The following is a 22,039-nucleotide window of genomic DNA, read 5'->3' as shown; positions in this document are numbered from 1 at the left end:
GGCCATGGTTTGCCAAATCATCGAGTTTGGTTATGATGCAAGACGCCGTGTTAACCCTAACTGGCATATAACGAGATAAAAAACGGGGTGTTTGGGTGATTAATGTATTCCTGGTCGATGATCATGAGTTGGTGCGTACAGGGATAAGACGCATTTTGGAAGATGTCCGCGGGATCAAGGTGGTGGGCGAGGCGCAGAGCGGGGAAACCGCCGTGGCCTTCTGTCGGCAGCATCACCCCGACGTGATTTTGATGGACATGAACATGCCGGGTATCGGCGGTCTGGAAGCGACCCGCAAGATCCTGCGGCTGCGCCCCGATGTGCGCATCATAGTGCTGACCATTCATTCCGAGAATCCGTTCCCCACCAAGGTGATGCAGGCGGGCGCCGCCGGATACCTCACCAAGGGGGCCGCGCCGGACGAGATGATCCACGCCATTCGCCTGGTGCACTCCGGCCAGCGTTACATCTCCCCCGAGATCGCCCAGCAGATGGCCCTGAGCCAGTTTGCCTCGGCGGACGAGAACCCCTTCAAGTCCCTCTCCGAGCGCGAGCTTCAGATCATGATGATGATCACCAAGGGACAGAAGGTGACCGACATCTCGGAGCAGCTCAACCTGAGCCCTAAGACGGTCAACAGCTATCGCTACCGCCTGTTCAGCAAGCTGGGGATCAATGGCGACGTGGAGCTGACCCATCTGGCCATTCGCTATGGCATGCTGGATGCCGACACCCTGTAAGGGATGCCTGTGCCCACCCAAGGCGGCGAGTGCCGCCTTTTTGCTTTTTGCAGGCCCGGCGCAGTATGCTCTCCCCGTCTTTTTGCATTCATCCGTTGAGTCGAGTTGCCGATGACCCTCTCTCCCGAGCCCCATTTTGACAGCAAGGCATTTTTGAGCGCCGTCACCCACCAGAGCGGCGTCTACCGCATGTATGACGGCGGCGGCACCGTCATCTATGTGGGTAAGGCCAAGGATCTGAAGAAGCGGCTCGCCTCCTACTTTCGCACCAATGTGGACAGCATCAAGACCCGCACCCTGGTGCGCCAGATCGCCGACATCCAGGTCACGGTCACCCACACAGAGACAGAGGCGCTGATCCTCGAGCACAACCTCATCAAGCAGTACCAGCCGCGCTACAACGTGCTGCTGCGGGATGACAAGTCCTACCCCTGGATCATCATCACCGCGCACCAGCACCCTCGCATCGGCGTGCATCGCGGCGCCCGCAAGGTGAAGGGGGAGTACTTCGGCCCTTACCCCTCCGGCGGCGCCGTGCGCGAGAGCCTGCACCTGATGCAGAAGATCTTCCCGGTGCGCCAGTGCGAGGACGCCGTCTATGCCAACCGCACCCGCCCGTGCCTGCTCTATCAGCTCAAGCGCTGCGCCGGCCCCTGCGTGGCCGGGCTGGTGAGCGAGGCCGAGTATGCCCAGCAGGTGGAGCTGGCCAAGCTGTTCCTGGCGGGCAAGAACCAGCAGGTGATAGGCGAGCTGGTGGGCAAGATGGAGTCCGCCAGTGGCGATCTGCGCTTTGAAGAGGCGGCCCGCTACCGGGATCAGATCCAGGCCCTGCGCCGGGTCACCGAGCAGCAGTCGGTGAGCGGCAACGTGCTGGACGAGCTGGACGTGGTGGGGGTGGCCTTCGATCAGGGGGCGGCCTGCATCCATGTGCTCTTCATCCGTCAGGGCAAGGTGCTGGGCTCGCGCAGCTACTTCCCGAAAGTGCCGGCCGATACCCAGCTCGACGAGGTGGTGCAATCCTTCCTGCTGCAGTTCTACCTGTCTGGGCAGGGGGGACGACAGATCCCGAGCGAGGTGCTGCTGGACGTGGCGCTGGAAGACGAGGCGGTGATCGCCGAGACCCTGAGCCAGACCGCCGGTTACAAGGTGCGGGTGCAGAGCCGCACCCGGGCCGAGCGGGCACGATTTATCAAGCTCGCCTCCATCAACGCCCAGACCGCGCTGCGCTCGCGGCTGGCCCACAAGAGCACCATTACCGCCCGCTACGACCAGCTGGAGGAGCTGCTGGAGCTGGAGCGCCCCATCGCCCGCATGGAGTGCTTCGACATCTCCCACACCATGGGGGAGCGCACCGTCGCCTCCTGTGTGGTGTTCAACCGGGAGGGGCCGCTCTCATCGGAATACAGGCGCTTCAACATCGACGGCATCACGGGGGGCGATGACTACGCCGCCATGGAGCAGGCGCTGGAGCGGCGCTTTGGCAAGCAGCAGGAGCCGGACAAGGTGCCGGACGTGCTCTTCATCGACGGCGGCCTCGGCCAGTTGCGCCGCGCTGAGGAGATCCTGGCCCGTCAGCTGGAGTTTCTGGGGGGCAAATACCCGCTGCTGGTGGGCATCGCCAAGGGGGTGACCCGCAAGGCCGGGCTGGAGACCCTGATCATGGGGGAGAGCCACGAAGAGCTGCACTTGCCGGCAGATATGCCCGCTTTGCACCTTATTCAGCACATTCGCGATGAATCTCACCGTTTTGCCATCACAGGCCACCGCGCGAGACGGGCGAAAGCCCGTACCACCAGTACCCTGGAGGACATCCCGGGGGTGGGGCCCAAGCGGCGGCAGGCCCTGCTCAAGTACCTGGGGGGCCTGCAGGAGGTGAAGAAGGCGGGGGTGGACGAGCTCGCCAAGGTGCCCGGTATCAGCCAGGAGCTGGCCCAGTCCATCCACGACGCCCTGCACTCGCTCTGACCCTGGATAAACGTTGCTGTTCTGGGGAGGCGATACCCAGGAGCCGGCTGGCTCACCCCATTCAGGGGCCTTGCATTCGTTCCCGCCTGGGTAGGCGTTGTTGTTCAGGACAGGGGATGCCTGGTATCCGTCAGGAGCGGGTCCGACCCAGGCCACCTTGAGTGGGGGGCATTTGATGTGGATCCCGCAAACCGGCCCCGGCAGCACAAGAGCCGTGACGCAGGGGGCCCGCAAATGCCATAATGGCATGCATCCTGAGGTTATTGATGGATTAATGGACCAAGGCGGGCGCCTGTCCGGTTGCAACGGTGATCGGCTTGGGGCTACCATCTAGCGGCATACAAGAAGTGGCTGAAAATAATGACAAATATTCCTAACCTGCTGACGTTTTTTCGGATTTTGCTCATCCCCGTCTTCGTCATCCTGTTCTACCTTCCCTATCAGTGGTCCTACCTGGCGGCTGCGCTTGTCTTCATCCTGGCGGCCGCGACCGACTGGTTTGATGGCTATCTCGCCCGCAAGCTGAACCAGTCCACCGCCTTCGGTGCCTTCCTCGATCCCGTTGCCGACAAGATCATGGTGGCGGCCGCCCTGGTGGTCATCGTCGAACACTACAACACCATCTGGGTCACCATACCGGCCATGACCATGATTGGCCGCGAGATCATCATCTCCGCCCTGCGGGAGTGGATGGCAGAGCTCGGCAAGCGCTCCTCGGTGGCGGTCAGCTGGATCGGCAAGTGGAAGACCATGATCCAGATGGTGTCGCTCACCGGCCTCATCTGGCAATACGACATCTGGATGGTGTGGCTCGCCTACGTGCTGCTCTATGTCGCCACAGTGCTCACCTTCTGGTCCATGTTCCAGTACATGAAGGCGGCCTGGGGCGATCTGACCTATCACTCCCGCTTCTAGTCCACCTATGGGCAAATGGCCGTTTCCTTGCCGTTGGCGCAGAGAAACGGCCATGAGTGGCAAAAGTGTGGGAGAAGGGCAAAAAATGCCCGAACGATCAGCGTATTAATTGTTTTTGGTTGACTGGACGAGGAACATCGCTAGAATGCGTTCTCGTAGTCAGGCAGTCAGCCAGACCGATGCGGGAATAGCTCAGTTGGTAGAGCACGACCTTGCCAAGGTCGGGGTCGCGAGTTCGAGTCTCGTTTCCCGCTCCAAATTCAGACAATCGAGAGCCAACTCTCTTTTGCATGGCGCGTTAGCAAAGCGGTTATGCAGCGGATTGCAAATCCGTTTAGTCCGGTTCGACTCCGGAACGTGCCTCCATATTGACAAGCCCGCGGCGCGGACTTGATACCGATTGCGGTGCCCGAGTGGTGAAATCGGTAGACACAAGGGATTTAAAATCCCTCGACGTTCGCGTCGTGCCGGTTCGATTCCGGCCTCGGGCACCATTAATACTTCCAAAGCATTCCGAAAAAGTTTAAAAAACCCAGTAGATTCAATGTCTCTGGGTTTTTTTACGTCCAGAGCATTCCGAGTCATTCCTAACACATCCGCTAGAAATTGGTATACGCTTAGGTATACATCGATTCGATAAAGGAGTCGTATACCAATGCCGCGAACTACCAAACCCCTGTCTGATACCGAGTGTCGCAATGCCCGCCCGCGAGAAAAAGACTATTCCCTGTTCGATGGGAATGGCTTGCACTTATTGGTCAAAAAGAACGGTACCCGTTCATGGCGCTTCAAGTTTACCAAGCCAGATGGTAAGGCAGGGCTGATGGCGTTTGGCGACTACCCAACCCTTTCTTTGACTGACGCGCGTAAAAGGCGCGAAGAGGTTCGAAACCAGTTAGCCAAAGGTATCGATCCTGTCGCTCATAAGCGGCAGTTGCGAAACGAGATCACCAGTAAACAGGCGAATAGTTTTGAGGCTGTTGCCCGTGAATGGCATTCAAGGAGTGCTGGCAAGTGGTCCCCGGATCATGCTTCACGCATCTTGACCCGGCTTGAAACAGATGTGTTTCCGTCGATTGGCCATTGCCCTGTGGATGAACTCAAGACCCGTGACCTGCTTGTTCCATTGCGCATGATAGAGCAGCGAGATGCGCTTGATTTGGCAGGACGAGTGCGGCAACACATCAACGGCATCATGCGTTATGCAGTGCAAACGGGCTTGATTGATAGCAATCCTGCCGCTGATTTGACGGGAGCATTGTCGGTTCGCAAAGGCAAGCACCATCCCGCGCTGCCGCTGCAGGATATTCCCGATCTGCAGTGTCGCCTTGAGAGTTATCCGGGGCGTCTGCTGACCAAGATGGCGGTGAAATTGAGCTTGTTAACCTTTGTCCGTTCGAGTGAATTACGCTTCATGCGTTGGGATGAACTCGATATCGAGCGAGCAAGCTGGACAATCCCGGCGTCCCGTGACCTCATTGAGGGGGTCAAATACTCGCATCGTGGTGCCAAGATGCGAGAACCGCATATTGTGCCGTTGTCACGCCAGGCACTGGCCATCATTGAGGCGATCCGCCCTTTGACCGGGCGCTTCGATCTGGTTTTTGCCGGTGACCATGATGTATCAAAACCCATGAGTGAAAACACCGTGAATAGTGCCTTGCGCCGACTGGGTTATGACACCAAGGTTGAGGTATGCGGTCATGGCTTCCGGGCTATGGCATGCAGCGCTCTGCTTGAATCAGGCCAATGGAGTGAGGATGCCATTGAACGGCAGATGAGCCATAAGGAGCGCAACGGTGTGCGGGCGGCTTACATTCATCGGGCCGAATTCATCACCCAGCGCCAGCAGATGATGCAATGGTGGGCTGACTGGCTGGACAGTTGCAAACATCACTATGTGCCACCCCATGAATTTACCGGGATGGAGAGCAATGTGATTCACTTGCCAAATAGTCTGTCTGCATAGGTGGATCGGGTTGTCAATCAGCGTCCAAAATTGACCAGGGTTAGCTGGCTGATTTCATCCTCTATTTGACGCGGTAGGAATCGTTTCCTGTCTCGATGATCTCGCAGTGATGGGTGATCCTATCCAGCATGGCCGTCGTCATCTTCTTATCCGTAAATACCTTGCTCCATTCACTGAAGGCCAGATTGGTGGTCAGGAGCAGGCTAGGCTGTGTTCTTAAAGTGATGAAGATATAATCTCACATCTTCTCAACAGCTTAAGACCTATGTAGTGTCCCGTCGCTATCAGTTAACCGATGCACAATGGGGGCTTATCGAGCCCCTGTTTCCACATCACCGCATAAGCGGACGCCCTACTCGTGAGCCACGCCAAGTGCTTGATGGCATTCTCTGGATACTTCACACCGGTGCACCTTGGCGAGATCTGCCAGAACGTTTCGGCCCATGGAACTCGGTCTACAACTCCTTTCGACGTTGGCAAAGCACAGGCCGCATCGATGCCATCCTTGCGGCACTGCAACTGCATCTCAATGAAGAAGGGCTTATCGACTTCGACCTGTGGTGCATTGACGGCTCCAATGTCAGGGCATCCAAAGATGCTGCCGGAGCGCGTAAAAAAACACTCCGGTGAATCAAGCTCTTGGTCGCTCTCGTGGTGGTTTTGGCAGCAAAATTCACTTGGTCACTGATGGTAATGGTTTACCGCTGGGGTTCTGCCTTTCGCCGGGGCAATCAGCGGAAATCAGATATGCGACAAGTGCGTTGGCCATGGCAAGGATCCCGACTTCATCAGGCCGTTATCGCACGCGGCCAACGCATCTTGCCGCAGATAAGGCCTATAGCAGCAGGGCTCTGCGGGCAGAACTCCGGCGCAGAAAGATAAAAGCGGTTATCCCGCAACGCAGCGACCAGCAACGGCACCATAAGGGACGTCCACTGGTGTTAGACAAAGCTCGTTATCGTAGGAGAAATGTGGTCGAACGGTGCTTCGGATGGCTGAAGAAGTTTCGCCGATTCTCAACGAGGTATGAAAAGCTGGCGGGAAGTTTTGCAGCCTTTATCAAGCTGGCTTTCTGCCTTCGTTACTTACGGGAACTATTGGTGGAGAGAAAACCAGCATTTTGAGAACACAGCCTAGTCTGGGAACCCTGGCCATCAATGCCGACACGAGCCTGGTGTACCGTTACACCGGCAGCCTGTGGGAGTCGATGCCGGATGCGGTGCTTGCGCGCCGTATGACTGCAATGTTTAAGCAGCAAGGCGCCAAATACTATAGTGCCCGGGTAATCAACACTGCTGTGGATACCATGAAACTGGGCCTTGATGAGATACCACGCCCGGCACTCAACCTGATTGGTTTTGCCAATGGGGTCTATGACCTAGTGCTCCGCACGTTTCGCCCGCATTCCCCCGGCGATGGCTTGCTGACTCACAATGAGATCGAGTACAGCGAGCCGCTGGCAGGGGAGTTGCTGGAGCAGGGTGCCCCTCACTTCATGAAGTGGCTGAGCTACGCGACAGACAGTGACATAGCCAAGATGGAGCGCATTAAGGCGGCGCTGTTCATGGTGCTGGCGAATCGCTACGACTGGCAACTGTTCCTGGAGGTAACGGGGGAAGGCGGCAGTGGCAAATTGGTCATGGCGGCACTGTGCGAACTGCTGGTTGGCCAAGAAAACGTGGGTAGTAGCTCGATGAAGCTGCTCGAGAGCAGCTTTGGTCTGGAGAACGTCTGGGACAAACGCCTGATCTTGTTGCCGGACCAACCTTCGTACGTTGGCGATGGCCACGTGCTCAAGGCGATCACTGGTGGCGATAAAGTATCGGTCAACCCTAAAGGTAAGGCGATTTTCAGCACCCGGATCCCAGCTGTGTTGCTGGCCACCAACAACGTACCGATGGTGTTTAACGAGCGCAACGGGGGGATCGCTCGTCGCCGGGTGATCTTCCACTTCGGACGAGTGGTGGCATCCGCTGATCGGGATGGGGCCCTTGGCGACAAGATTGCCGCTGAGTTACCGGTGATCATTCGCCATCTGCTGACCCGGTTTGCCGACCCTGACCAGGCCAAGCGTCTGCTGGAGGAGCAACGGGATGGTGCTGATGCGCTGGCTGAGCCGAAGGGGCTCTATATGGGGGGAAATGTCGCCTTGAAGGATGAGCCGAGGAAATTCCTTTATCACCTCTACCTGGCTTACCTGGAGTACCACGGCTTGAACCGCCCACTCTCGCTTAATTCATTCAGCAAAGCCGTCAGACAGGCTGCAAAGGAGCTGGGCGCGGAGTACAAGACGCGCAAGACCAATGGTCAAACTCAAACCAATGTTGCACTCACCGAGCAGGCAGAGGAGTACCTTCCGCGAGCCCTGTAGGCCGATATGACTTAATGAGACCAAACGGCGGTGACAAGAAGGCTCCTTGTGGGGCCTTTTTTTTCTAACTTGAGGGGAGGGGGCATACCCCATTTCATAGTCACTGAGTCACTTTACTGTGTGAATGCCTTGTCCTGCCCGGGTTGGGATGCAGTGACCAACATTGATTCATGGTCACTGTTTGTCACTGGGTCACTGCCCTGATGCTTCTTGATGGATGACAGATGGGAGATGACGCAATGAGTGGATCAGTGAAAGCAGTGCTCAAAAGAGTGATGTGAGTGACTCCCAGAGACCATGAAAAATCAAGGTCACTTGCTGCTAGCACAATGATGGCGGGATGTTTATCAAAACAGTGACCAAGTGACTATCACAGACAACTTCTTGCCACACACAGCTGCGTTTGCACTGACGGGACTCCCCCTGTAGGGCTGGATACCTACCTGCCTCCTCGTAAATACTGGTCGCCTATGATCTATTCCCCTATGCATTCAACAGATTCCCCAGACTGGCACGGTATCGAACTCGCGTACTGTGCTGGCCGCCAGAGTGTGCGCCAGATAGCGCTAGATCACGGCATTTCACATACCGCCATTAACAAGCGGGCCAAGACGCACAAATGGTCAAGAGTCACAACACCTGTTAACGCTGCCTCATCTTCAGGTATGCCTACGGCTCCTATCAGTGGAGCTGAACACGTGGATTCAACAACTCAAGTTATGATCCCAGTTGTCACTCCTCAGGTTTCCACAGTGGAAACCAATACGTCGAATCCCAAGACGGTAACAAGAGGCCGTCGGAGCGCATACACAAACGAGTTGGGGGAGGCCATATGTAGCGCCATTGCTGATGGGGTGAGTCTACGCGCAGTGTTGGCTCGTCCGGGTATGCCGTCCAAATCCATGGTGATGCGCTGGTTGGCTGATGAACGCTACGTAGAATTTAGGGACCAGTACGCGTGCGTGCGCGAGGATCTGGCCGACAAACTGGCCGACGAGATCCTCCAGATTGCCGATGACAGCAGCAATGACACCTTCCTCGACGCCAACGGGAACGTGAAAATTAACCATGATGTGATTGCTCGTGCCCGCCTGCAGATCGATGCTCGTAAATGGCTGGCCGCAAAGCTGGCTCCCAAGAAGTACGGCGATGGGGGGCAGCGAGAAAATTCGGGCGTAAACCACGGGAGTATGCAGGTGAAATCGACAGTCACGTTTGTGAATCCACCCAACAGGGATGAAGACTGCGAGGTATCTACAGATTACTGAATCGAATCGCCCACCGACAAGCGAGCCGAATAGCGTGTGAACTCTCATTCGTCGCAATAACACCGCTCCAAAAGCATCCATAACAGTTTATTGAATCCGAGCAAGGCGGTAGAATTGCCGCCAGCTTAAGCCATTAGCTACAAGTATCATCTGTGACCGGCGCTTGTGTTCATGCTTTATTCGGATGCCTTTTATGTTTGATCAAGTCTTCAAGAATATCGACTCTGCCTTGCACAACTGAGTCGAGATGCAGCTCTGCACTGGATTACACCGATCAGCATGTTCCTCAAATACTTCGATGCGCAGGATCAGGGCAAAGAGAGCGAACGCCTGTTGAAAGGCCTGACCGTATGTACGCCTGATGGACTGTTTGCCAAGTTGACCTCCAAAGCGCTGATGGCTGACCAGATGGAGATACATGAAGTTGGCGCTGAAGGCGCAGGGCCGGGATGGAGCTAAGCGGATCTGGCCATGGACGCAGTGGGTGCAGAGCGCAGGCCCAACAACCGCCCAACAACCGCACAAGGTAACGCTACCACCTCTTGTAATACCGAGCGGGAGCTGGCCGGGGGCGCGAGCCGGATAGGTTGCATCGTGAGATCCTGCAGGACTGCGAAAATTAACCTGTTAACCTAGGTCAATTTTGAAAGCTGCTCGCTGTTCATTTCGTTACTGATTGACAGAAACTCTTTATGTTAACATCGCCATCTCTTTGATTTGTCAGGTGATCCACTTTAACGCTTCAGGTACAAAATATTCTTGAACGCTAGAATGTGTAAGGGTTTCTCTTGAATCTTTTAGTGCAAAGGGCCCAGTCTGGGCGATACAACTGCAACTTATAGCAGTTCCGTCTAGTGGCACCGTTGAAAATCGATATAGGATCTTTGATGAATACCATCGCAAAAACAATCGCAGAACTACGGGTTCTGGTTGGCTACCTAGGGGAGCAGGGCCAAGCTAATTGGTGGGGCAGCCAATTCTTTGGCGCTACAGCGGCTGCTTTCTTGGCTCCAATATTCAACCGTTCTCTGTTTCTTGCCCAATACCAGGGGTCAACTGCGGCGGCAGCTAAGGTTCACGACGAAGTCATTGGTGTAGGCCGTATCTATCACCTTTTCCGCTTGCCGATCGGGCTAGAGCAAGCATCGGCAGATGCGCTTAGCGACGCTGCGTTTGTTCAAACAGTGCAAGCCAAATTGGCGAATCGTGAGTTGGCGCTGGCGCGTCTGGCTGAGCTGGCGGGAAAAGCAGAATCCGCATCGCCGGGCCCTGTGTCACTGGGGCAGATCAGTCAAGACATCAGTGCCGAATTACAACGTGCTGCGGGCTTTTATTGTGCCGCCTTCACCTCCGGAATTCAGACGTTCCCCTACGTTCGGGAGGTTGAGTGAGTCAGCACCGCTACTACACCACTCAGCTACAAGCCGGGCTGGGTCTCCTAGAAGAAACAAGGCAACTGCTCCAGGTTTATCAGCCTGGTATGGGTACGTCACAGCTCTATGAAGCGGCGCTGGCATCGGGTCGCTTCCCTTTGGTAACGGCAAGACGCCTACGCAATATTGTTGCCGAGTGCTTTGCCCCACGCTACATGCGCGATCCGCACCTTACCGCGCGCCTCAAGTCCCTGGTTGATCGTTTCACGACCGCCGAGCTCAATCAGCTGCTCTTTATCTATACGGCTCGCGCCAATCTTGTGTTGGCAGACTTTGTCCGAGAGGTTTACTGGGTGCGCTATTCAGCCGGGCGAAATGACCTTCAATTGGAAGACGCACGCACATTTGTTGCCAACAGCGTGCGCGAAGGAAAAACGCAAAAGCCATGGTCTGAGACCACGATCAAGCGTATCTCATCGTATTTAATGGGATGCTGTGCCGACTATGGATTGCTCATTACCACAGGCCGCAACCAGCGCTCGATTGCTGCATATCGCATCTTGCCAAAGGTCGCCGCCTATTTGGCCTACGACTTGAAGTTCAGTGGTCTTGGCGACAACCAAATTGTTTCAAGCGCCGACTGGAATCTATTTGGGTTGGAGCGTGCCGACGTCCGTGATCAATTCAAGCGTCTGTCATTACAAGGCCTGCTCATATTCCAGGCCGCCTCCGATGTCGTGCATATCGGGTGGACCTATAAAAGCATGGAGGAACTGATCGATGTCATCGCTCAAAGCTGAATTCAATGAGTTGATGGAGCGAATCAAGCAAGGTCGCGAGTTTGGCCATGCCAGCTTTGAGCCCATTTTCTACTTGGTTTTCCCGCCCAATCAGATCCTCAATGTAAAGCGTGAAACTCCCGCGTGGGTGCATAGGCTGCGCAATGAAGGTTGGGAAGTAGAGACCTTTTCGATCGCCGAACATGTTGCTGACATTATCGAGAAGGCTCCACTTCGCAAGATCTGGCTTGCGGCCGATCAGAAGGCACCATTGGCATGGAGTAAGACCAATGCGTCGCTCGCCAATGCCATCAGCAACGGCGCATTACAGGCACGCATCGAAGCCAAGCTGGCCACGCTTGAGGGAAAGCCTAAGGCCATTTTGCTAGTCACCGATCTTGAGGCGCTGCATCCCTACACGCGCATCGGTGTCATCGAAGGCAAGCTGCAAGGCAAGTTCCATGTTCCCACGGTGTTTTTCTACCCTGGTGTGCGCACCGGCAAGACCCGACTCAAATTTCTGGGGTTCTACCCCGACGATGGCAACTACCGCTCTGTCCACGTCGGCGGCTAATCATTGAGGTAAAACATGACGATCAAAAAACTCTTCGACCCCAGCAAGAACATCAATCGCAGCATTGAAAAGGTAATTACCTATGGCGTGTCACAAGAGGCGCGCCTGAAATCGGAAATCTCCGAATATGTGGTCACCGACAGCATCGACCAGCAGTTCGAGAATCTCCTGCTCAAAATGGAAGCCGCCATGGATATTGGTGGCGAAAATGAAGTCGGCGTCTGGGTGTCAGGCTTCTATGGCTCCGGTAAGAGCTCGTTTACCAAGTATCTGGGGTTGGCATTTGATGACAGCATCACTATTGATGGTGTTCCATTTATTCAGCATCTCCAAGATCGCCTGAAGCGTCAGCAAACCAAATCATTGCTGTCGAACGTAGCCAAGCGCTTTCCAGCTGCAGTGCTGATGTTGGACCTGGCCAGCGAACAGGTCGCTGGTGCGACCATGGAAGAGGTGTCAACGGTTCTGTTCTACAAGGTCCTGCAATGGGCGGGCTACTCGCGCAATCTAAAGGTTGCTGCGCTGGAACGCAGACTTAAGAAGGAAGGCCGCTACAACGAATTCCTTGACGCATTCAAAGAAGCTGCGGGCGGTGAAGACTGGAACAACTACCGCAATGACGAGTTGGTGGTCGATAGCCTCATCCCTGAGATCGCGCATAAGCTGTACCCCACGCTTTTCAAGACGCCCACCTCGTTCACCACCGAATCCAGTGAGATCGTCGTCTTCGAAAACGACCGTGTGCGTGAAATGCTGGAGATTGCCCGCGAGGCATCGGGCAAGGAATACATCATCTTCATCATCGATGAAGTCGGTCAGTACGTTGGCCCACGGCCCAACCTGATCCTGAACCTCGATGGTCTGGCGAAGAACCTGAAAAACATCGGTGACGGCAAGGTCTGGATCGTCGGTACGGCGCAGCAAACGCTCACGGCGGATGACGCGAAGGCCGCCCTCAATTCGCCGGAGCTCTTCAAGCTCAATGACCGTTTTCCAATTCAAATTGCTCTTGAATCCAACGACATCAAGGAAATTTGCTACACGCGACTGTTGGGCAAGTCGTCAGCAGCTGAAAGCCAATTGGGCGGGTTGTTTGATCAGTATGGCCAGCAGCTGCGCCAGAACACCAAGCTTGTCGATGCGCGCGTCTATGGCGTCGATTTCGATCGCAAGACCTTTGTCGATCTCTACCCCTTCCTGCCTGCGCACTTCGACATCCTGCTCCACTTGCTGGGCGCCCTGGCTAAGTCTACTGGCGGCATCGGCCTGCGCTCGGCGATCAAGGTGGTGCAAGATATTCTGATTGACGGCTCTGAAGGCAAGCCCGCTGTGGCAGAACAAGCCGTTGGATGGTTGGCGACCACGGTCACGCTGTTTGATGCGCTGGATAAAGACATCAAGCGAGCCTTCGCCTCTTTGCACGCATCGGTCGAGAAAGCCACCAAAATCCGCTTTTCGCATTCCGAGCTGCATCAAAACATCGCCAAGACCGTCGCTGTTCTGCAAATCTTGGGCAACCTGCCTATCACCCGGCAAAACGTCACCAGCCTTATGCATGCCAGTATTTCTGGGGCCTCTCAAACAGACGCTGTGGCCAAGGCGGTCGAAGACCTGATCAACGACCCCATCGTTCCCTTTGGCGAACAAGACGGCAACCTTTGCTTCTTCAGCGAAAAGCTTAACGACATTGAGCAAGAACGCAGCCAAGTTGCCCTTCGCGGTGTTGAGCTGCGGCGCATCGTCAATGAAGCATTAACCAGTGTTTATGCACCACTGCCGGCTACCCAGTTGCACGGCTCCTACGCCGTCTCTACCGGGCTCAAGGCGCAATCGGCTGGCAACGTGCCCGCATCGTTGGCGGGTGAGCGCAATCAGATCCAAACCATTGTAGAGCTGGTCGACCCCAAAGAAATCGACAACGCACGTACCCGTCTCACTGACGAATCGCGTCACAACTCGTCCAAGTTCAACATCTATCTGGTGGGTCGCACCACGCCGGAAATGGATGAACTGACGGCCGACATCCACCGCTGCCGAGAAATCGCCAACCGCTACCGCAGCGATCCGGATCAAGAGATCCGCGAATACTGCAACGGCCAAGCCGACCGGGCCGAGCACCTCAGCACCAAACTTCGGGCGCAGATCCAGCGCAGCCTGCTGCAAGGCTCTTTCATCTTCCGAGGCCAGGTGGTTGCGGTTGATACGCTGGCGACCGAATTGCTGGACGCCGCTCGTAAGCACCTAAGCGAAGTAGCCGAACAAGTGTTCGATCGCTACGCTGAAGCGCCTGTGCGTGCAGGAACCGAACTCGCTGAGAAATTCCTCCGGGTCGGCAATTTGTCGGGCATAACCAGCGCGCTCGATCCGCTAAACCTTGTGCAAACCCAAAGCGGGCGGCACAGCATTCGCACCGACCACCTGGCCATGGTCAGCATTCGTGACTACATTGACCGCAATGGCACCGTGGATGGCAAACGCCTGACCGACGTCTTTGCAGATGCGCCCTTTGGTTGGTCGGCAGACACCCTGCGCTATCTGGTGGCTGCCATGCTGCTGGCTGGTGAAATCAAGCTCAAGGTGGCGGGACGCGAAGTCACCGTCAACGGCCAGCAAGCCATCGACGCCATCAAGACCAACAACACGTTTAAGAGTATCGGCATTTCGCTTCGCGGCGGCGACCGTCCGTCAAACGACGTACTCGCACGTGCTGCAATCCGGTTGACCGAACTCACGGGCGACACCGTCGTGCCGTTGGAAGACGATATCAGCAAGGTCACCACCAAGCTCTTCCCACAACTGCAGCACCAATATGGCCCGCTCACCGAGAAGTTGCGCAGCCTCAACCTGCCAGGTGTAAATCGACTGCAAAACCTCACGCACGAGATTAACGACGTCCTGCTCACCGACGCGTCGGATGCGCCGCGCCGCTTGGGCAACGAGCAGTCCGAGCTGTTCGAAAGTCTCAAATGGGCGGCCGAAGTCAAACTCAAGTTGGAGCAAGGCCTGGAGCAAACGCTGCGCGATCTGCGTCAGCACTGCACGGTCATTGCCACCCTGCCGAACGTGGCCTTGCTGGCCAAGCTAAAAGAAGAGTTGGCGGAGGCGCTCAGCCTGATTGAGGAGCGCCTGCAGCAGGCCGATTTCTATCGTTTTGCTGCCGATTTCAGCACCAGCCTCACCACGATTCGGGCCCGCATTCGCGATACGGTGATTGCGATGCAAGACCTGCTCAAAACACGCATCAAAGAGGCCGAGGTTGACCTCAAGCGCGTGCCGGAATGGATCAAGCTCACCCAGCAAGAACAAACCGAACTGCTGGGCAACCTTGAGCGCCTGATTGTAGATGTGGCCCCCGACCTGGCGGGCCTCACCACCATGCTCAACAAGGACTATGAACTGCAGTCGCAGGTGCAATCGCTCAAGCACCGCATTGAACGCCTAGGGCAGCAGCGCATCAGGGAAGAGTTAGAAGCAGAAACGACACAGCCGGAAGAGGCGCATGAGCCAAAACCTATTGTGCAGCGTCAATTCAAAGCGAAGACAAAGATTACTTCATTGAATGATCTAGATGCCCTGATCTCGCAACTGCAACAACTGCGTGGTGAACTGAGATATGCCCATGAGTTTGCGCTCAAGCTCGAATTGCAGGAAGAGGGGGACGCATAAGCATGGCTTTTGATCAATCTACCCGTGGGCGTTTGCAAAAGCTGGTTAACAGTTGCCGCGCCCTGCTATCTGACGAATTCAGTATCCAGCTTCAGCAAACCTACGGCCTGGACCCGAAGACCGGTGAAGTGACGCCCATGGCCCGACTCAGCCATCTGGACGACCGCCAGCGCCACACGGCAGAAGTCCTACGCCAAACCCTGGCGCACTATCTGGGCGCGGATGCCGATGATGTCGATCACCGCATCGCGGTGCTCGACCGTATGGTGCGCGAGCAAGCCTTTACCGTGCTCAACCGACTGGCTGCGCTGTTGATGATGGAAGCGCGTGGACAGCTAATCGAGTCGATCAGCAAAGGCTACCAATCGCGTGGCTACCAGCTCTATAGTCGCATTGCCGGTACGGCGCTGGGTGAAACCGGTCAGTCATATCAGGTGTATCTGTTCAGCGTGTTCGATGAACTGGCGCAAGAGCTGCCCGCTCTATTTGATCGTTATGCCGCTAACGGTTTGCTGTTCCCACGCGAGACAGCCCTGCGTGCGCTGCTGGATGAGCTCAACCACTTTGAGATTGAACCGCTCTGGGCTGCAGACGAAACCATCGGCTGGATCTACCAGTATTTCAACTCCAAAGAAGAGCGCAAGGCCATGCGTAAAGCCAGTAAGGCTCCACGCGATAGCCGCGAATTAGCTGTGCGCAACCAGTTCTTTACCCCACGCTATGTAGTGGAGTATTTGATAGATAACACGCTCGGGCGTCTGTGGTTTAGAGCCACCGGTGGCCAGACAGAACTGCGCGACCGTTGCGAATATTTACTCGTTAAGCCAGATGAGCAACCGCACGCTTCAAGCAAGGTACGCGACCCGCGCACCCTAAAGCTGCTGGACCCAGCCTGCGGCTCCATGCACTTTGGTCTGTATGCATTCGATCTATTTCTTGAAATCTATCGCGAAGCCTGGGCTTGGGAGCATCAATACGGCCCGGGTTCTCTTGATGTGTCAACGCAGCCAAATGCTAGCTTAAAGCCGCTTTGCCAGACTTATTCTGACCAAGAAGCATTCTTGCGTGACGTGCCGCGTCTCATCATCGAATACAACATTTACGGCGTGGATATCGATCCGCGCGCAGCACAGATTGCCAGCCTTGCACTATGGCTTCGCGCTCAACGCGCATGGCACGAAAGTGGCGTAAAAGCCAAGGACCGGCCTCTGGTTGGTCGTGGGAACGTGGTGTCAGCCATCTCTCCCCCGGCCGAGCGAGAGCTTCGTCAACAGTTTGTGGATAGCCTCGACGAACTCGATGGGGAGCTGTTCGAGAAGACATTGCAATTACTAAAGGGGCTGCCTGAATTAGGTGTGCTCCTCCAGATCGAATGCGAGCTACCGAATCTTGTTCGTCAAGTCTACGCAGGGAAAGGCACTGGCCTGTTTGCTCAACAAGAACAAGAAACTTGGGGATTGGCTGAGGCTCGCCTTCGTGCTGCATTAATTGAATTTGGCAGTTCCGCTAATTCGACGTACCAAGGGCGACTATTTACCGATGATGCATTGGAGGGGATGCGACTGATAGATCTTTGTCGCGAAAAGTTTGATGTTGTAGTAATGAATCCACCATTCGGAGATCCGTCGCGTGGGGCAAAACAGTATATTGACAATAACTATCCATCTTCTAAAGGAAATTTACTAGCAAACTTCATCGAAAGAGCGGCAACGCTACTTGCAAGCGACGGAAAGCTGGGGGCAATTGTTAGCCGAACCTGTTTCTTCCTGAAGAGTTTTTCCGATTTTAGAAACGGTGTATTAAGAAATGAACTTCAAGTCGATACATTCGCCGACCTAGGGCACGGCGTCCTAGATGCCATGGTCGAGACCGCTGCCTTTGTTTGCACCAAATCATCAACCAATAACGATAAGTCAGTTTTCTTTCGCCACCTGGTTTCGAACCAGAAAAACATTGATTTAAAGGCATCTATTGATTCGTTGCGTGCAAATAATGTCGATGCACAAACTTTTGAGATTAATCCCAGACAATTCTCCTTATTTTCTGATTCTCCATATATTTATTGGATTGATGAGTCGGTTGCTGCCAAGCTTGCATCTCTGGTCAGCATTGAACCAGCGGCTTGTGAGATCAAGGTCGGATTGCAAACGGGTGATGATTTTAGATTTTTGAGACTTTGGTATGAGCTGGATAGCAAAAAAATAATATCGCCAGAAGGTGGTGTTGCTTATTCGAAAATTCAAAGCGAATCAATTGAGCAATCAAATGCCGATAAAAAGTGGGCGTGGTATTCAAAAACTGAATCTGCAGTACCTTTAATTTCGTCAATTCATCTCTGTGTTAATTGGGAGAGGAATGGGGCTGAGATAAAAGCATTCCATACTCAAAACGGCGACACGCCTTCGCGCTATGTGCGCAGCGAGGAAAAATATTTTCTTCCAGGCATCAGCTACATGCTTCGTTCCATTCGACTTGTACCTTACGTAGTTCCTGCAGGTGTAATTCCGACAGCAGGTCGGTCACAGGTGTATCCGAATGAAGGCGAAGGAGATTGGGTTCTGATGTTGCTTTCGTCTAATTTGGCCACATGCATATCAAGATTTCGTGGTGAAAATTTTTCGGGACCAAAATTTCAAAACTCAATGGTGGGGTCGATCCCATATGTTGGCGTGAGCAATGATTTACTTGATGTTGGGAAATCTCAACTGATGTCTCTTCGCACAGTTATGGCGAAAAATATTGTGTCAGACGATTCTGAAATATTATTCGCAGTCCCGTCTATTGATAGGTCAGATGCAGGAGTTACATCTTATAGCCGAGCAAGTTTGCTTGGAGATAATATTGAGCAATTGATCGCATCTCATTTCAGTCTTTCTAGTGCCGAATTTTCCCAGCTAACACGAGACCTTTTTGAGGCCCTTGGAGATGGGGCTGCACATACAGATCCTGATGAAGATGAGGTAGATGAAGCTAAGGATGAGGAGGTAGCTCCAACGTGTATTGACCCTGCTCTTGCATGGAAATCGTATGGTGTTGGCGTGGCCTTTGGTCGGTTTGACATTCGCTTGGCAACTGGGGAGCGACAAGCTCCACCGGCACAAGATCCCTTCGAGCCGTTGCCTATCCAAAGCCCTGGCATGTTGTCAAATGGGGCAACTCCCTTCCACGCTCACGTTGGCATTTTGGTTGACGACAAGGGGCATCCGCACGATTTGGCTCGCTTGGTTGAAGAAGTGCTTACCCGCGTAGATGTTGCTGTGCCGGACGATGTGCGCCGCTGGCTGCGCAAGGATTTCTTCGCCTTCCATTTGCAACGCTATTCCAAGAGTCGCCGCAAGGCGCCCATCTACTGGCCGCTGAGCACGGCGTCCGGCAGTTATACGCTGTGGGTCTATTACCCATCCTTGAATAATCAGACGCTGTTTACAGCGGTGAATGATTTCCTCGACGGCCCCAACGGCAAGCTGACACAAGTCAGCCGTGAGTGCGCAGAGTTGCGTATCAAGGGCAGCGGTCGTTCACGTGATGAGGAAAAGCAATTTGAGGCGCTGCAAACCTTTGAGCAAGAGCTCACCGACCTGCGCGACACCTTGCTCAAGCTCGCACCGACCTACCAACCCAACCACGACGACGGTGTGCAAATCACCGCTGCGCCGCTCTGGTCGCTATTCCGCCATAAGCCCTGGCAAAAAGTGTTGAAAGACACCTGGGCCAAGCTGGAGAAAGGCAACTACGACTGGGCGCACCAGGCCATGACCTACTGGCCAGATCGCGTGCGCGAGAAGTGCAAGACCGACAAATCCCTTGCCATCACCCATGGGCTGGAAGATCTGTACATCGAGCCAGAGAAGGCTCCCAAGAAAACGCGTGGAAAAAAGAAAGCGGGAGCTAACGCATGAGTATTGCTGAATTTATCCAGGACAAAATATTGCGGCCTCGGTTGCAGAAAGCCGGTAGCCTCGTTGTATATGACCCCGCAGGCTATTACCAAGGCGTCTGTAACGGTTTAGCCGACGAAAAGCTGCTGGTTGTAGATGCATCAAAGAGCAGTATTGAGAGTCGGGTTGCTGCCATGCAGGGTCTGCGTGAGGTGATCGATCGGCAGCTCGCAGGGATCTTGGTTTATGTGCCAGCAAAAGCGCCCGAAAGCGATGAAGAACGGCAAACTGATCCATTCGCTCCCATCGCTGCAGCGGGAGCAATTTTCCCTGAAGGGGATGGTGACAGCTTTCAAAGCCTTTGCCTGAAGGCGAAGCCAGATCACACCACGGCGATACGGGCTATCTTCGAGCAGGATGCTTCACCTAGTTTTGCAGTGGTGGATGCGATTGGCGGCGGCTTGGGCTGGCCCAACTTGCGTGCGCTACTGGCAGTCGAGTCCGCCCGGGACATTCTGTTTGCGCTGCTTGTGCCAAACGATGCGCAGCAGGCCGCATTGAAAGGCAGCGATAGCTGGGTGACAGAGGCGCGTGATTTGCTCCGCAATAGCATGGGGCTGACATTGAAGACCCGGGGCAAGACATGGGACTCTGTGGCCAATGAGTTGTGGCGTTTTGTCTTGTTCAGCGAGTTTGTATTTGATCTGCCTGGTAACTTGCCTGCCAACTTGAATGATGTGCCGCGAGCCGAGGTACATGCCAAACCTTTGATTGAAGACTTGTGCGAGCGGTTGCGTAATGATCGCCGTACCCAGACTACCTATATTGAACGCGCAGAGGAAATTGAGAGGGATTTCAATCTGGTCAGCCATTTTGATGGTTGGTCTGATTTGGGGAATCGAGATACGTTCCCGTTTGAAGAGCGCACATTTTTGAGCCGCGCTATCAACGGTATTTTACGCGATGACATTGACCTGGTAATGAGTATCTCAGAACACCGACAGCAGTCGGTGTGGACAGGCAAAGGCGAGAGCCGTGCCCAGTGGGATTTGATTCGATCTGCTGCTGAGTTGCTGCAAACCTGTGATGACATGGAGCGGCAACTTTCTGATAACGCTCGTAATCTTGATATGCTGGTGGCCTTCTATGTGAGCAACCTGCGTGAGGTTGATCGCTTACATCGCGAGTTCGAGCAGGCTGTGGGTGATTTCGACTGGCAAGATACGCAAAGCATCATGACGCCGGTCAAACAGCAAGTGCGCAAGCTGTATGGCAAACTGGCCGAGAAGGTGCAGCTGATCTTTACCCGGAATGTGCAGCAAAGCGGCTGGCCGCTAGCTGGACAGCTATCGAATGCTGATGTGTTCGACTGCATCGTCGCGCCCAAGTTGCAAAAGAACGGCCACAAGGTGGCGTACTTCATGATCGATGCGCTGCGCTACGAATTAGGTGTGGCGCTAGAGCGACAACTGTTGGAAGACGGACAAGTTGAAATTCAAGCTGCCATGGCGCAGCTACCGAGTATCACGCCTGTCGGCATGGCGAGTTTGTTGCCAGGTGCTGGGCAGCAACTTCGTATCAAGAACGATGAACATTGTCTGCTACCAATGTTGGGTGATCAGGCGGTGGGCACAGTCGCTCAGCGTATGGATGTGCTTAATAAAAAGTACGGCCAACGTTTCGAAGAGGGGCGCCTAGAAGACTTTGTTCGCGGACGTTTCGATATTTCCCCTGAAACCGACTTGCTAGTGTTGCGCGCGGTTGAGATAGATAGCCACTTTGAAAATCACCCCGACACTGCGCCTGCTGAGATTACCAATGCGCTGAAGCGTATTCGGGTCGCTATCCATAAGTTGAAAGAGCGAGGTTTTAACGAGGTAGTGATTGCGACCGATCACGGCTTCTTCATGAACACCCACGCGGGTGCGGGCGATGTTTGCAGCAAGCCAGCTGGCAACTGGATTGGCATTCATGACCGGTGCGCACTGGGTGACGGTGCTGGCGATGGGAACCACTTGGTTATCTCAGCTGAGAAGATGGGTATACGGGGCGATTTTGCCAAGTTAGCAGCGCCATATTCACTGGCGGCTTACCGTAGTAGCTTGCTCTATTATCACGGCGGTATTTCGCTTCAAGAGTGCGTTGTGCCAGTGATAACGATGCAGTTAAAAGCATCCAATCAGCCTGCTCTTCAGAAAGCCTCAGTAGCGATGAGCTACAAAAACGGTGCCAAGGCAATTACTACTCGTATGCCCGTCATCGATCTTGCAATTGAAACAACAGATATGTTTTCGATTGAAAACAATTTTGAAATTTTGCTGGAAGCCCACAATAAAAAGGGTGATGTAGTGGGCGAGGCTAAAGCGGGTGGCGTTGTCAACCCGGCCACAGGAACATTATCTTTGACGCCCGGTGACAAGGTTCAAGTCACACTCAGGATGCACATGGATTTCGAAGGTAAATTCAAGGTAAAGGCTTTGCATCCAACAACTTATGCAGTGTATTGCCAACTTGACCTAGAAACGGACTATGCGGTGTAAA

Annotated in this window: 14 protein-coding genes, 3 tRNA genes and 1 pseudogene; 17 read left to right on the top strand and 1 reads right to left on the bottom strand. The window is 54.5% G+C overall.

Annotation, left to right across the window (positions count from 1 at the left end):
• The first annotated feature begins 95 nt into the window (after positions 1-95).
• The 7 genes from uvrY (at position 96) to ACWPWQ_RS07245 (ending at position 5,589) form a co-directional block, all read left to right on the top strand.
• Positions 96-740, top strand: coding sequence for a UvrY/SirA/GacA family response regulator transcription factor (gene uvrY / locus ACWPWQ_RS07275; protein WP_025327477.1), 645 nt, complete (start codon positions 96-98; stop codon positions 738-740).
• Positions 741-851: 111 nt separating this feature from the next.
• On the top strand, positions 852-2,705 hold the full coding sequence (uvrC, locus tag ACWPWQ_RS07270; RefSeq protein WP_454009417.1) for an excinuclease ABC subunit UvrC: 1,854 nt from the start codon (positions 852-854) through the stop codon (positions 2,703-2,705).
• A 360-nt stretch (positions 2,706-3,065) separates the two neighbouring features.
• Positions 3,066-3,620 carry a CDP-diacylglycerol--glycerol-3-phosphate 3-phosphatidyltransferase gene (gene pgsA, locus ACWPWQ_RS07265; protein ID WP_139436951.1) on the top strand — a complete coding sequence of 185 codons (555 nt, stop codon included), beginning with the start codon at positions 3,066-3,068 and terminating at the stop codon, positions 3,618-3,620.
• A 181-nt stretch (positions 3,621-3,801) separates the two neighbouring features.
• A tRNA-Gly gene (locus ACWPWQ_RS07260) sits at positions 3,802-3,877 on the top strand.
• 35 nt (positions 3,878-3,912) lie between these two features.
• A tRNA-Cys gene (locus ACWPWQ_RS07255) sits at positions 3,913-3,986 on the top strand.
• 41 nt (positions 3,987-4,027) lie between these two features.
• Positions 4,028-4,114: transfer RNA gene (locus tag ACWPWQ_RS07250), tRNA-Leu, on the top strand.
• A 161-nt stretch (positions 4,115-4,275) separates the two neighbouring features.
• Positions 4,276-5,589, top strand: a complete 1,314-nt coding sequence (locus ACWPWQ_RS07245) for a tyrosine-type recombinase/integrase (protein ID WP_454009416.1) — start codon at positions 4,276-4,278, stop codon at positions 5,587-5,589.
• Positions 5,590-5,650: 61 nt separating this feature from the next.
• Here the strand turns inward: ACWPWQ_RS07245 and ACWPWQ_RS07240 are convergent.
• Positions 5,651-5,794 (bottom strand): annotated as a pseudogene (locus tag ACWPWQ_RS07240) (ATP-binding protein); the annotation flags it as partial.
• A 65-nt stretch (positions 5,795-5,859) separates the two neighbouring features.
• Between ACWPWQ_RS07240 and ACWPWQ_RS07235 the strand changes: the two are divergent.
• From ACWPWQ_RS07235 to ACWPWQ_RS07190, 10 genes are all read left to right on the top strand, one after another.
• Positions 5,860-6,713, top strand: a protein-coding gene (locus ACWPWQ_RS07235) for an IS5 family transposase (RefSeq protein WP_454008829.1) whose coding sequence is annotated in 2 segments (ribosomal slippage) — positions 5,860-6,202 and positions 6,202-6,713 — 855 coding nt in all. Because the reading frame shifts where the segments join, the coding sequence is not laid out codon by codon here.
• Between the two features lie 50 nt (positions 6,714-6,763).
• Positions 6,764-7,960 carry a DNA primase family protein gene (locus tag ACWPWQ_RS07230; protein WP_454009415.1) on the top strand — a complete coding sequence of 399 codons (1,197 nt, stop codon included), beginning with the start codon at positions 6,764-6,766 and terminating at the stop codon, positions 7,958-7,960.
• A gap of 698 nt (positions 7,961-8,658) precedes the next feature.
• Entirely contained in the window at positions 8,659-9,228 is a 570-nt protein-coding gene (locus ACWPWQ_RS07225) for a terminase small subunit-like protein (protein WP_454009414.1), read from the top strand.
• Positions 9,229-9,507: 279 nt separating this feature from the next.
• Positions 9,508-9,687: a hypothetical protein gene (locus ACWPWQ_RS07220; protein WP_454009413.1), complete on the top strand. Its 180-nt coding sequence runs from the start codon at positions 9,508-9,510 to the stop codon at positions 9,685-9,687.
• Between the two features lie 428 nt (positions 9,688-10,115).
• A complete protein-coding gene (locus tag ACWPWQ_RS07215; protein ID WP_454009412.1) occupies positions 10,116-10,619 on the top strand; it encodes a BrxE family protein in 504 nt (167 codons plus the stop codon).
• Entirely contained in the window at positions 10,616-11,401 is a 786-nt protein-coding gene (locus ACWPWQ_RS07210) for a BrxA family protein (protein WP_454009411.1), read from the top strand. The genes ACWPWQ_RS07215 and ACWPWQ_RS07210 overlap by 4 nt, the downstream gene beginning before the upstream one ends.
• Positions 11,382-11,954 (top strand): BREX protein BrxB domain-containing protein, encoded by a 573-nt coding sequence (locus ACWPWQ_RS07205; protein WP_373352583.1) that lies wholly within the window; start codon positions 11,382-11,384, stop codon positions 11,952-11,954. Before ACWPWQ_RS07210 ends, ACWPWQ_RS07205 begins: the two co-directional genes overlap by 20 nt.
• Before the next feature lie 15 nt (positions 11,955-11,969).
• Complete coding sequence (gene brxC / locus ACWPWQ_RS07200) at positions 11,970-15,620, top strand: BREX system P-loop protein BrxC (protein WP_454009410.1); 3,651 nt, start codon at positions 11,970-11,972, stop codon at positions 15,618-15,620.
• A 2-nt stretch (positions 15,621-15,622) separates the two neighbouring features.
• On the top strand, positions 15,623-19,519 hold the full coding sequence (gene pglX / locus ACWPWQ_RS07195; RefSeq protein WP_454009409.1) for a BREX-1 system adenine-specific DNA-methyltransferase PglX: 3,897 nt from the start codon (positions 15,623-15,625) through the stop codon (positions 19,517-19,519).
• Positions 19,516-22,038, top strand: a complete 2,523-nt coding sequence (locus ACWPWQ_RS07190; protein WP_454009408.1) for a PglZ domain-containing protein — start codon at positions 19,516-19,518, stop codon at positions 22,036-22,038. Before pglX ends, ACWPWQ_RS07190 begins: the two co-directional genes overlap by 4 nt.
• Position 22,039: the final 1 nt, after the last annotated feature.

The organism is Aeromonas sp. Marseille-Q7275, from assembly GCF_965119515.1.
This window is presented reverse-complemented; position numbering and strand designations above follow the sequence as displayed.